This window comes from Clostridium autoethanogenum DSM 10061, assembly GCF_001484725.1.
Classification (GTDB): Bacteria; Bacillota; Clostridia; order Clostridiales; family Clostridiaceae; genus Clostridium_B; species Clostridium_B ljungdahlii.
In genome coordinates this window covers 2,660,826-2,672,864 of the sequence record NZ_CP012395.1, presented here as the reverse complement: position 1 = coordinate 2,672,864, position 12,039 = coordinate 2,660,826, and the positions used below count along the sequence as shown (strand labels likewise).

Sequence of the window (12,039 nt, the reverse complement as noted above, 5' to 3'; positions counted from 1 at the left end):
GGAGGAAATAAATATATGGCAAAGCATAGAAGATCGGATCACTCAAAAAGCAGCCGTGAATTTGTTGATAAAAATGAAAGTGAAAATATTGAGACACAGGAAATGGAACTTGATGAGACAAGTAAACACAATATGGATGGTTCTGAATGTCATGATGAATCAAAAAATGATTGTTATCATAAATGTATAACAATTTGCGGTAAGAAAGGTCCAAAAGGTGATCCCGGTTGTCCTGGTCCTAAAGGCGATCCCGGCTGCACTGGATCTAAAGGCGATAAGGGCGATCCTGGCTGTCCTGGCCCTAAAGGCGATAAAGGTGATAAGGGCGATCCTGGGTCTAAAGGCGATAAGGGCGATCCTGGCTGTCCTGGTCCTAAAGGCGATAAAGGTGATAAGGGCGATCCTGGGTCTAAAGGCGATAAGGGCGATCCTGGTTGTCCTGGGCCTAAAGGTGACAAAGGAAATCCTAGCTGTCCTGGGCCTAAAGGCGATAAAGGTGATAAGGGCTGTCCTGGAGATAGAGGTCCAAAAGGAGACCCTGGTTGTCCTGGTCCTAGAGGACATGATGGAGACCCTGGCTGTCCCGGCCCTAGAGGTCCAAAAGGAGATCCGTGTTGCCCTGGATTAGATGAAATAGAGATAAAGAAGCTAAAGGAGATTCTGGCTATTCTGGACATAAAAAAGATAAAGCAGCTCCAGGATAAAATAGAGTGAAGGATCTTACGTATAATATAAATTTCTAACTTAAAAATCAACTTATACGTAGAAACATTTTACAATAAACAAGCACATTTAAATATTTTGTATATAAGTCTTAGTGGAAAACATTCGGAGTATAAGTTGATTTTTTGCTTATAATCTCTTTATTGCTGTGTAACTTTATTCAATATATCCATTACACTGTCTGCAATATAGGTTGGATTTTCATTTTTTAATTCTTCTAGAGATCCATATCCATAGGTTACTCCTATAGAATCCATATTGTTTTGTCTTGCCCCTATCATGTCATATTTTCTGTCTCCTATCATTACAGCTTCATCAGAATTAATCCTATACTTTTCTAATACATGCTTTATTACTTCTCCTTTTGTACATCTTGTCCCATTCATATTGCTGCCAACAATGGCATCAAAATATGAGGTTAGATTAAAGTTATTTAATATTATATTTGAAAATTTAGTAGGCTTTGATGTGGCTATAATTAATTTTAACTTCAGCTCTTTCAATTGTTTTAGTAAATCTTCAATATGATCATATACCTTGTTTTCCATTATTCCTTTTTTCTCAAAATATTCTCTGTAATACTGCACTGCCTCAAGAGACTTATTTTCATCAAAACCAAAATATTCACTAAATGAGTATTTTAATGGTGGTCCTATAAACTTTTCAAGCAAATCAAGACTTTCCACTATAATACCAAATTTCTTCAATGCATACTGTACTGATTTAGTTATTCCTTCCTTAGACTCTGTAATTGTTCCATCCAAATCAAATAATATATATTTATATTTCATTTTATATTCCCCCAAATTCTATATAAATTAAATTATATCAGTTTAGGGAGTTCATCATCAAGGGTTTGCAAAAAACTCTGGATCTTCTGTCTATCTTTCTGTGTACCGCAAAAGTTTACACTAAAGGTAAATTCATCATCAAAGGTAGTAAGTGCAACTTGAAAATAAGGATTATATTTAATAGATCCATTCATATAAGCATCTTTAACTCCAGCTCCATAAAATGAAAGCTTCTCTTTATCTATAATTCCAATATTGGTCATAGCTATAGGAGGGTTATGAAATAACTTGCATACAAGTGATTTTGCAAATTTATAAGGTAATAGAGAAAATATAATTTCAAGCATCATTGGACCATTAAGACATGAAAAACTTTTCTTTTCATGTTCCATGGACTTTTTTACCTTTAAAAGAGTTTCTTTATAATTTTCACCTATATCTTTTCCTATATCACATACCATATTTGATGTTAAGTTACATATTCCCTGTGCCTTCTTTTCTGGAATATACCTTCTAAGATCCACAGGACAAGGAAGAGCTATATGGCTGCAATGTAATTCCTTTTGAAGAGCCCTTATATATGATGCAATAACAATGTCATTTATAGTTGTTTTACTTTCCTTAGCATATTTTTTTATAAACTTAACTCTATCTTTGGTAATCTTATGAATAACAACAAAAGGATTATTATTATCTCCTTCCAATGGGAAATAGATGCCCCCATTGTATTTGGATACCTGTGATGAAGAAAAAAATATTTTAACCTTATCCAAATCACTAAAGTTATCCAGTACCTGTTTTGCACTTCTAGAACTCATCTGAAAATTAGGGGTATAACCCGGGTTATCTTTTAGGTTGGAATATATAGAGCTTAGCATATAAAGATAATCCTTAAAGCCTGCAGCATCACAGAGCATATGATTAATTATTATGCAAAGACAATCACGGGTACTACTTCTTATAATATTTAACCTAAGTTGTGGTCCTTTAAATGTATCTGTTTTTAGTACAATACATTTTTCTATCTCCTCATAAACCTTTTCCGTTTCAATTATTCTTACAATATCATCTGTTGTAAATTTACAACTTTGCCAATAAGGTGAGGACTTCTTTTCTACAAATTTGCATATTACTAATGGAAATTCCCAAGTTGACATATACACTGCTTTTTTTAAACAATTTTCATCAATATGGCTATCCAATTCAATTACACAATGAAGTTGATGATCATTGAATTTTTCAAACATAAATTGCATTATGTCCCAAGTTTCAGCTTTATACCTTTTAACATCAGTCATTAACATATCACTCACTCCTATTAAAATATACGCAAAAATTTCAGGTTTAATGTTAAACATCAAACCTGTTTCTGTCAATTACCATTTAAAATTAATTTAATAGGATTTTCCTTATTTAAAAAATGATTTTACATTGGGGGAAATGAAGAATTATAAACTGGGCACCTGCCATACCCATTGAAAAAACAGATAATAATATTACTAAAATAATGGCACCTGCATCATATTTCATCTTTTCTTCATTATTTATTATATAGCCTGCAATAATTTCAATACCTAAAAGTACTAGAATAATAGGCCACAATGACACTATTAGATAATAATTTATATTGGGAAGCATTCTATTTAACAAAAACATTGTTCCAAACATAACGAGCACTATACCTGCCGTAAGGGTGCCAACTCTACGACCTTTAAACATCTTCATCCATCTCCCTCTTTTTACCTTTAATTAGTTTTATACCTGCAGCAATTATTGCAATACCTATAATTATTCTAGGTGCAGTTCTTGTTACATCAGACAGCATCTCATACACCTCATTTGGAATATGACCCCATAAAGTATTCATTACGTTATCCCATATTAAATACAACCCAAGGAATAAACATACTATACCTACAAATAATCTCTGCTTTGTAAATACTTTTTGATCAACTTTCAATAGCTTATCAAGTGAAAACAAATAATTATCTTCTAAATTTAAAAATTCTTCATCTGAAGAATACCGTTTGTTTACACAATCAAAAAAGGAATAAAACCAAATAAGAGGTAAAACAAACAAGAGAGGACCTATGTTAAGCCAACCAGCTATAAATATTACAAAAAAGAAAGCTGACATAAAAGATATTCCCATTTTCATAAATCCCATATACATATGCCCTGCGCCAGGTAAAAGTGAAAAAATAAATGTTGAAATCTTACCTTTTTTCATTCTCATTATTAAAACCCTCCATGTTAATTATCTTCTGAGAAAAATTACTTATATTCGTATTTATTGAATTTACAATACTTAAATTTGGCGGTGCAATACCTACTACTTTTTTTGTATTTACTATAAAATTTAATGTGTTTGAAAAAACAATCATGAGTGCCATACAAGCTGCAATTGAAACTCTAAGCGAGTAAAAAATAAATTCACTGCTCTTTCTCTTTTTTATTTTATTCTCTACCTCATCACAAAATCCAGAAGGAGCTTTTACAAGTTCAGTATCATCAAAACCATCAGCAATGTAGGCACTACACTTTTCACATTCAGAAACATGATCTAAAATCATAATGCTTTCCTCACTTTTTAAGGAACCGTCCTTAAGGCACTTTATGGATTTTTTAGTTAAATGTCCATTTTCATCAAACAGTATTTCACTCACATAAACTCCTCCTTCCATAAAACTTTTAATAATTTTTTTGATCTATACAAACGTGTCTGCAGAGTTTTTAGTTTTTGACCCGTAGATTCAGCCATATGAGAAAGTTTAATATCTTTACAAAAATAATTTATGGCTACAGTCCTGTAAGGCTCCTTTAATTTATTACACAAGTCATGTATTTTCTGTGAAGTATCATTTTCTATCACAGTATCTTCAATGCAGCTTTTCTTGTCTTCCAAACATTCATATTCTTGATCAGTTAAACTATTTATTTTTCGTGCAGGACTTTTCATATAGTCTTTACACTTGTTTACAGCAATTTTAGTGAGCCAGGCTTTAAAATTTTCTCCTTGAAATTTCTCATAATCTTTATAAGCAGCCAAAAAAGTTTGTTGTGCCAAATCCTCTGCATCAAAATAATTTTTTGTAAAAGATAAACATATAGTAATGATTAAGCGTTCATATTGTTTTATATAATTTGCAAATTCATCTCTTTGAATAATCACCACCGCCTTTTTTATCCTTACACTTACTATAACGATTCAAAAACAAAAAACACTTCATTAAATTTAAAAATTTTTTAAATATGCTTTCAATTTTATCAGCATAGCTCTATTTATAAGTTCAAATTTTACTTAGAATAATCATATGAGGATAATTATATGTATAAGATAAATCTCTAACTTAAAAATCAACTTATACGCAGGCATATTTTTACAGCAACGAAGGTTGTAAAAAATGTCCAGAGTATAAGTTGACTTTTCGTTTAGAGACTCTATAGAATTAAAGTTTAAGTGCAATTTCACTTAATTTTTCTGACATGGTAGTTATCTCTTCTATACTTGCTGTAATTTCTTCAGTTGCAGCAGCCTGTTCCTGACTTGAAGCTAGAGATCCCTTACTTTTCTTGCTAGATCCATCTACTTTTTCTTCAATATTATCTGTTAATTTCTTAATCTTAGGCACTGTACTCTTAGCTTGTTCAGAAAGTTTTCTTATTTGATTTGCCACTACACCAAAACCACTGCCAGCTTGTCCTGCTCTAGCCGCTTCAATAGCAGCATTTAGTCCCAACATCTTTGTTTCATTTGCAATATCCTCTATAAAAGAAGATATTTTATTTATTTCTTCTGATAACTCTGTTATCTGACTTATATCATTATTAAGTTCCTGTTCATTGTTATGTATTTGTGATGCTGATGCTGCCAATTCTTCAATAGCAGAAGATATCCCTGTTATACTTTCTGTAAGATTACCTGACATATTACGTAACTCTGCTTCAGTCTCCTTTGGCATAGCTATAACAAAACTACCAACAATCTCATTTGAATCTTCATCAATTAGTGGATAACCTAACATCATAACAGGAGTACCATACTTTACAGCATCTATTTTTTCAACTTTGGCTTTTCCTGTACTTATCACTTCTTTACTGATAAAATCTGATCCGAATTCATCTCCAATTGTTATAGAATCAATATCAAATTGTTTTGAAGATTGTACATATTGAAATTTTTGAAGATCAGTTAAACATAAAAAGACACCCTCTGAAAACATTTCCGCTAATATGGGTGCAAAGTTTCCAAAAGCTTTTGCTACAGGATGTAATCTTGGAATAGCCATGGAAAAAGCACCAACAGCCTTACCCTGCTCATCTACAATAGGAATTGAAGTTATTAAAAGTCTCACTCCATAAGCAGAACGAGGAACTTTCTGAGACAATACTCTTTTTTCTCGAATTGAAGTAAGAGATGTACTATTACTATCAAATTTTTTACCAACATGAAATACATCCAAACTAAATGAATCTGAAGACTGCACCCATTTCATGGTATCACCTTCTATAATTCCGTATACAACTCCACCAGATACTAAATTTGCTTGAACTTTAGCAAATTCTTTTACACTGTCTATTTGATTTACCTTGATCATATCCTCACTATTCCTTTCCATTCTATATTAAACATTTTAATTAAACTGTGGTACTATAAAATATAATTTACATTATTAGTACATAATAAATATTTTGTCATATTATTGTGAAATTAAATGAACTTTTTTATTATTAATAGCAAATTTTATCCATAAATTTACACAAAATTACACCATAAGTAAATAAATGTTATTCTTTATGGTACTTTTATGTAACTATTTTAATAAAAACTGGATTTAAGACTATATTATGTTATAATAAATTAAACAAAATATTTATTATGTCTTATTTTTAATTTAAAAATATTCATGGGGAATCAAGATTATAAAAAATAGAATAAAATTTTTATTTGAAATTACTCAAATGTAATTACTTTCCTTTTTTATCTTTCTTATGATCAGTAATTTCCTCAGAAAATTCTGTAAGTAAGTCAACTATTTGCTTTTTTACACTTAACTTGTTATCCACACTTATAGCTTCCCTAGTTCTTTTATAGACTTCTACACCTAAATATATAAATAAGTACACGGCTATAATTATAATTCCAGCTATAAGGCCTGAGGTTTGCCCTGAAATAAAAGGCATACTTGCAATGATAACGGCAAGACTTATTAAAGTAATCAATGAGCCATAGGGATATCCTTTTTTCTTTAACTCTTGTAAGTTTTTTTTGCGAAAACGAATATGAGAAGCTACAATAATTGCATAGGTAAAAAGTAAAGCAAAACCTCCTGAACTTACTAAGAATAAATAAACCTTTGGAAATAAGAGTCCTATTATGAGTCCCAAAAGCATAGAAAACCCTGAAAGCATCATTCCTCTATAAGGCACATCCTTTTTATCCCTCAATAATGCAGGTGCATGCCCTCTATCTGCAAGAGACCGAATCATCCTTCCAAGTCCAAACATAGCTGCTAACATTGTAGAAAGTATAGCAGTAATCATTATTATGTTCATAACATTACCTGCCCAACCCATTCCCCAATTGTTAAGGGCTGCTACCATAGGACTTACATTTTCACTAATGGCAGCTGTAGGAATTAAAAATATAATTACAGCTGCAGAAGCTATATAAAGCCCAACAAGGCTTAACACAGTATATCTAATAGCTTTTGGAATTACCTTTTTAGGATCTTTAGTTTCTGAAGCAGCTAAACCAATTATCTCAAAACCAGCATAGGCAAACATAATTATAAGCATACTTCCTGCAATGCTTTTTATTCCCCCAGCAAAAAAAGGTTCTCTCCCTAATCGACCTAATTTAACTTGCGAAACTCCACCTATTAACCCTGTAACTAGAAGTATGCCAATAATAACAAAACATAGTATGGCAGCTATCTTAAAAGAAGCAAGGGCACTCTCAAGCTTGCTCAATTTACTTGCACCCAACAAGTTGAGCAATGTAATACAAATAATAACGATACTTCCAATTAAAGATATTGATACTTTAGGAAACCACCTTCGAATTAAAATTGATACTGCTGCTGCTTCACTGGACATAGCTAGAACCATTCCTGTCCAGTAAACCCATCCCACCATAAATTCAGTTCCACGTCCAAAAGCTTTACCTGCATAGGTAGCAAAAGATCCCGGAGCTGGGTCAGATACAGTCATTTCAGAAAGTGCAGAAAGAATAAAATATACTAAAATTCCGCCTAGTATGTAAGCAATAATAATAGAAGGACCTGACGCATGAATAGCCACAGCAGAACCTAGGAAAAATGAACCACCAATTACAGTTCCTAAAGCCATCATTGTAAGCTGACCTGCTGAAAGTCCTTTATGATTACTTTTCATTAATATACCACCTCAAGCCTATATAATCTTAATGATAGTATTTGTTAAATTTGAAAAAACATTCAATACAAATATTTAAACTCTGACATAAACATTATCAATAATCGCCGTGTCAGAAAAATACTTTCAGTTAATAGTGCATCAAAAAATTTCCACTAAAATTAATACATTTATATTTATATTCAGGCCTTCCAACCAAACCATATTCTATATTCATAGTCAATACTCCTATTCTATGCAAAAACTCCAAGTATTTTCTCATAGAAACTCTTGACATTCCCATCATTTCAGCCAATTCTACTGTTGAAAAATCATCTATACCTACCTTTAAAATGCTTGTCCAAACATTTTGTAATGTATTTTTATCTAATCCTTTTGGAAGATTACTTATCGTTTGTTGATCCTTATTAAGAATATAATTGTCTAAGTCTTTTTGATTTATAACATTATTCCCCTTTATAAAATTTTGAGCATCCCTATAACTTGAAAGTGCAGAATTAAATCTTTCAAATTCAAATGGTTTAATTAAGTAATCAACCACACCTAAGTGAAGTGACTTTTTTATCACATTTATATCGCAAGCTGCTGAAACAATTATAACATCAACTTCCCCATTTAATTTTCTAATATATTTAAATAAATCAAGTCCATTTTTTCCTGGCATAAAAATATCAAGTAGTATTAAATCAATTTGACTTTTTTTCAGTACTTTAACTGCCTCTTCAAAGGAAGAAGCAGTATCTACTAATTTAAATCCGTTTATCTGGCTTAGGTATCTTTTATTTAATTCACACACCATGGGATCATCTTCGACAATTAGGACTTTTATCAAATTAAATCACCTTTTCTTTCATAGTTTATTTCAACATCAAAAGTAGTACCTTCATTTATTTTAGAATATACATCTATACGCCCAACTAACTTTTCTATACTTCTCTTAACTAAGTAAAGTCCAAAGCCTCTACTACCTTCTTTTGTCGAAAAACCTTTTTTAAATATTTCATTTTTATTTTTATCATCAAACCCATTTCCAGTATCTGAAACAGTAATATGCAAGCGATTATCATCCGGAACCAAGCTTACATAAATTATCTTATCTTCACTTATAGAAACTGCATCTATTGCATTATCTATCAAATTACCTACGACTGTTATCAACTCATGAGTAATTTCTTTATTAGAAGGCTCTGGAACATATGAATCTTCTGACAATACTAAGCTAACATTTTTTTCTCTTGCGTAACTCATTTTCCCAAGTATAAATCCTGATAGTACAGGGTCTTTAAAATGCCTTATAACAAAACCAATTTCTTTTTGATATTTATTAGCAATAGTTTGTATATATTCGGATAATTCATCATAAGATTTCATGCTCAGCATACCCAGTATTACATGGAGTTTATTCATAAATTCATGGGTTTGTGCTCTAAGTGAACTAGCATATGACTTTACCCCTGTAAGTTGTTCTGCCAGTATCTTCACCTCTGTCTTATCACGAAAGGTAGCAATAGCACCATCAATTTTATTATTTACAAAAATGGGAATACGATTTGTAATCAAAGTTATACCTTTAAGTTCTTGTTCCCTATCAAGTTCTGATTTCCCCGATTTTAGTACTTGAATAAGTCTAGTATTATCAACACAATCGTCAACTTTTTTACCCACAACATTACGTATATCAGCTTTATCAAATATTCTTGCAGCCTCGTCATTGACAAGTGTTATTATTCCATGTTTGTCTACAGCAAGTATTCCTTCTCTTACAGACTTAAGCATGGCACTCCTTTCCCTCAACAGTTTAGCTATATCAGATGGTTCCATTCCAAACATAGTTTTCTTTATATTATTAGCAAGTAAAACAGCTCCAGCTACACCTGTCAAGAACCCAAAAACTATACCAAAATATATTGTATGTCTACTTTGTATAACTGATTGCTGTACTTTATCCATCGTAATTCCAACAACAACCACCCCAATTTGACGACTATTATTGTCCCTAATAGGAACAAAAATTCTAAGAGATTTTCCCAAAGTTCCTTGGGCTTTGGAAACGTATTCATTCCCTTGGAATGCCTTTCCGAAATCTCCACCTATAGCTTTTTTACCTAACTCTATTTTATCAGGATGAGATTTCCTAATTCCTTTCATGTCCGTAACAACAATAAATTGAACATTTGTTGAGTCCTTCATCTTATTAGCAAGATACTGAATCTTGCTCTCATGCTGTGGATTATTAAGTCCGTCAATTATTGTAGGTGATTGAGAAACAATATGTGCAATATCAAAAGCTTTTTCCTCAAGATGTTCTCTAGTCATATCCGTTATTTTTTTGCTAATAAAAATATTAGTTACTATTAATACAAGTGCTACAACACCACATACTAATAAGGCAATTCTCGTATGCAATTTAAAATGAACTTCCTTTATCTTCATTATAATCCCTCCCTATATAAATTAATACAAAATAACAAATATATCGAGTTATTTTGTATTAATCATAAAAAAAACATCAGATAGGATCGAAACCCCATCTGATGATTAGAACTTTACTTGTTTTGTATAACTCCATCTAAAACTATCCTAATACTTTTTTAACCACATCAATAACTGTTCCATCTCTATATTCAACTACTGCAACTATATCATCGGAAAATTTTACTTCTTCTGGTTTGCCAGTCATCTTCTCAGCTTTATCTTTAAGTTCTTCTATTGTAATTATAGGGAGATTGCTTTTTTCAAGTTTTTCAATTAGATCCTTTCTTTTTGGATTTATAGCTATTCCTCTTTCTGTAACAACTACATCTATACTTTCTCCTGGTGTAGTTATTGTAGTTACTTTATCTTTTATTATAGGGAGTCTTCCCTTTACGAGATTTGTAACAACAATTGCAAGCTTTGCACCGGCTGCCGTATCACTGTGTCCTCCAGATCCTCCCATTATTATTCCGTTAGAACCTGTGGTTACATTTACATTAAAATCAGTATCTATTTCAGTTGCACCAAGAATCATGACATCTAGATTGTTGACTACAGCTCCCTTATTTGATGGACTTCCATACATAGATCCTCCCATTCCCTGATGCTTAGGGTTGTCCCTATATGATTCTACAGCTTTTAAGTCAAAGCACTGTACATCAAATAAATTTCTAAATAATCCTTCATCTAACATATCTACAATATAACCAGTTATACCACCTGCCGCAAAACTTCCAACTATACCTCTATCCTTCATTATTTTTTCCAACTCCGCTGCTACTGCCAGCGATGTACCACCTGCACCAGTTTGAAATGACATGTTATTTTTTATATAACCAGATGCGTCCATAACTCTAGCAGCCATTTGTGCAATTTTAAGACCCACTGGATCTTTAGCAATCTTAGTCGTTCCTGATACTATTCCATCCGGATTACCTATTGAGTCCACTTTTACTACATAATCAACGTATTCCTGGCTTATTTCTATGGGACAAGCAGGATAAGGAACCAAATTATCTGTAATTGCTACAACTTTATCTGCATACTGCGCATCAGGTACAGCATACCCAAGTGATCCACAAGCCGCATTACCATAAACACCATTTATATTACCATAACTATCTGCTGTAGGTGCTGCTATAAAAGCTACATCTATGTGAATCTCTCCACTCTCTATTGACCTTGGCCTCCCACCATGTGTCATCATAACAACAGGTGTTTTTAAATATCCCCTTGATACTGCCTCTGCTACAGGACCTGATATATAATTTGTCACTATTCCCGTTACAACCCCATTTTTCATATGTTCAACCAATGGCTCATGAATAGGAAATATTGAACTTGCAGCTATCTTTATATTTTTTATACCTCTTTTAGCTATTTCATATACTATATTGTTTAAAATAAAATCACCATTTCTTAAGTGATGATGAAAAGAAATAGTCATTCCATCTTTTATTTTTACTTTATCTAAAGCTTCATTTATGCTTGAAAGTAATTTTTTATCTCCAGGTTTTACTGAAGTAAGCTTTACTTTTGATTTTGTCTTTATACCATAACTTGCAGACGCACCATTGAAAGGCTTTACTTTTCCGTAACCCTCAATATAATCTGGAATTTCTCTTCCCAGTATATTTTTCATATTATCCCTCAT

General features: G+C 32.0%; 12 protein-coding genes. 1 reads left to right on the top strand and 11 read right to left on the bottom strand.

Going from position 1 to position 12,039, the window contains the following annotated elements; genetic code table 11:
* The first annotated feature begins 15 nt into the window (after positions 1 to 15).
* Complete coding sequence (locus tag CLAU_RS12230; protein ID WP_023162648.1) at positions 16 to 714, top strand: collagen-like domain-containing protein; 699 nt, start codon at positions 16 to 18, stop codon at positions 712 to 714.
* Positions 715 to 863: 149 nt separating this feature from the next.
* Here CLAU_RS12230 and CLAU_RS12225 read toward each other — a convergent pair whose 3' ends face one another.
* The 11 genes from CLAU_RS12225 to citF form a co-directional block, all read right to left on the bottom strand.
* A complete protein-coding gene (locus CLAU_RS12225; protein WP_023162647.1) occupies positions 864 to 1,514 on the bottom strand; it encodes an HAD-IA family hydrolase in 651 nt (216 codons plus the stop codon).
* Positions 1,515 to 1,546: 32 nt separating this feature from the next.
* Positions 1,547 to 2,818, bottom strand: coding sequence for a WS/DGAT domain-containing protein (locus CLAU_RS12220; RefSeq protein WP_023162646.1), 1,272 nt, complete (start codon positions 2,816 to 2,818; stop codon positions 1,547 to 1,549).
* A 109-nt stretch (positions 2,819 to 2,927) separates the two neighbouring features.
* Positions 2,928 to 3,233, bottom strand: a complete 306-nt coding sequence (locus tag CLAU_RS12215; RefSeq protein ID WP_023162645.1) for a LiaI-LiaF-like domain-containing protein — start codon at positions 3,231 to 3,233, stop codon at positions 2,928 to 2,930.
* Positions 3,226 to 3,750, bottom strand: coding sequence for a hypothetical protein (locus CLAU_RS12210; protein WP_013237104.1), 525 nt, complete (start codon positions 3,748 to 3,750; stop codon positions 3,226 to 3,228). The genes CLAU_RS12215 and CLAU_RS12210 overlap by 8 nt, the downstream gene beginning before the upstream one ends.
* Positions 3,731 to 4,180 carry a hypothetical protein gene (locus CLAU_RS12205; protein ID WP_023162644.1) on the bottom strand — a complete coding sequence of 150 codons (450 nt, stop codon included), beginning with the start codon at positions 4,178 to 4,180 and terminating at the stop codon, positions 3,731 to 3,733. Before CLAU_RS12205 ends, CLAU_RS12210 begins: the two co-directional genes overlap by 20 nt.
* Positions 4,177 to 4,689 (bottom strand): RNA polymerase sigma factor, encoded by a 513-nt coding sequence (locus CLAU_RS12200; RefSeq protein ID WP_023162643.1) that lies wholly within the window; start codon positions 4,687 to 4,689, stop codon positions 4,177 to 4,179. The genes CLAU_RS12205 and CLAU_RS12200 overlap by 4 nt, the downstream gene beginning before the upstream one ends.
* A 274-nt stretch (positions 4,690 to 4,963) precedes the next feature.
* Positions 4,964 to 6,112: a methyl-accepting chemotaxis protein gene (locus tag CLAU_RS12195; protein WP_023162642.1), complete on the bottom strand. Its 1,149-nt coding sequence runs from the start codon at positions 6,110 to 6,112 to the stop codon at positions 4,964 to 4,966.
* 370 nt (positions 6,113 to 6,482) lie between these two features.
* Complete coding sequence (locus CLAU_RS12190; RefSeq protein ID WP_023162641.1) at positions 6,483 to 7,910, bottom strand: amino acid permease; 1,428 nt, start codon at positions 7,908 to 7,910, stop codon at positions 6,483 to 6,485.
* Between the two features lie 130 nt (positions 7,911 to 8,040).
* Positions 8,041 to 8,742 carry a response regulator gene (locus CLAU_RS12185; protein WP_023162640.1) on the bottom strand — a complete coding sequence of 234 codons (702 nt, stop codon included), beginning with the start codon at positions 8,740 to 8,742 and terminating at the stop codon, positions 8,041 to 8,043.
* Positions 8,739 to 10,343 (bottom strand): DcuS/MalK family sensor histidine kinase, encoded by a 1,605-nt coding sequence (dcuS, locus tag CLAU_RS12180; protein WP_023162639.1) that lies wholly within the window; start codon positions 10,341 to 10,343, stop codon positions 8,739 to 8,741. Before dcuS ends, CLAU_RS12185 begins: the two co-directional genes overlap by 4 nt.
* A gap of 142 nt (positions 10,344 to 10,485) precedes the next feature.
* Positions 10,486 to 12,027, bottom strand: a complete 1,542-nt coding sequence (gene citF / locus CLAU_RS12175) for a citrate lyase subunit alpha (RefSeq protein WP_023162638.1) — start codon at positions 12,025 to 12,027, stop codon at positions 10,486 to 10,488.
* Between the last annotated feature and the right edge of the window lie 12 nt (positions 12,028 to 12,039).

Coding starts and splice junctions, on each gene's coding strand:
- CLAU_RS12230 (WP_023162648.1), top strand. CDS start 16: ATGGCAAAGCATAGAAGATCGGATCACTCAAAAAGCAGCCGTGAATTT.
- CLAU_RS12225 (WP_023162647.1), bottom strand. CDS start 1,514: ATGAAATATAAATATATATTATTTGATTTGGATGGAACAATTACAGAG.
- CLAU_RS12220 (WP_023162646.1), bottom strand. CDS start 2,818: ATGTTAATGACTGATGTTAAAAGGTATAAAGCTGAAACTTGGGACATA.
- CLAU_RS12215 (WP_023162645.1), bottom strand. CDS start 3,233: ATGTTTAAAGGTCGTAGAGTTGGCACCCTTACGGCAGGTATAGTGCTC.
- CLAU_RS12210 (WP_013237104.1), bottom strand. CDS start 3,750: ATGAGAATGAAAAAAGGTAAGATTTCAACATTTATTTTTTCACTTTTA.
- CLAU_RS12195 (WP_023162642.1), bottom strand. CDS start 6,112: ATGATCAAGGTAAATCAAATAGACAGTGTAAAAGAATTTGCTAAAGTT.
- CLAU_RS12190 (WP_023162641.1), bottom strand. CDS start 7,910: ATGAAAAGTAATCATAAAGGACTTTCAGCAGGTCAGCTTACAATGATG.
- dcuS (WP_023162639.1), bottom strand. CDS start 10,343: ATGAAGATAAAGGAAGTTCATTTTAAATTGCATACGAGAATTGCCTTA.
- citF (WP_023162638.1), bottom strand. CDS start 12,027: ATGAAAAATATACTGGGAAGAGAAATTCCAGATTATATTGAGGGTTAC.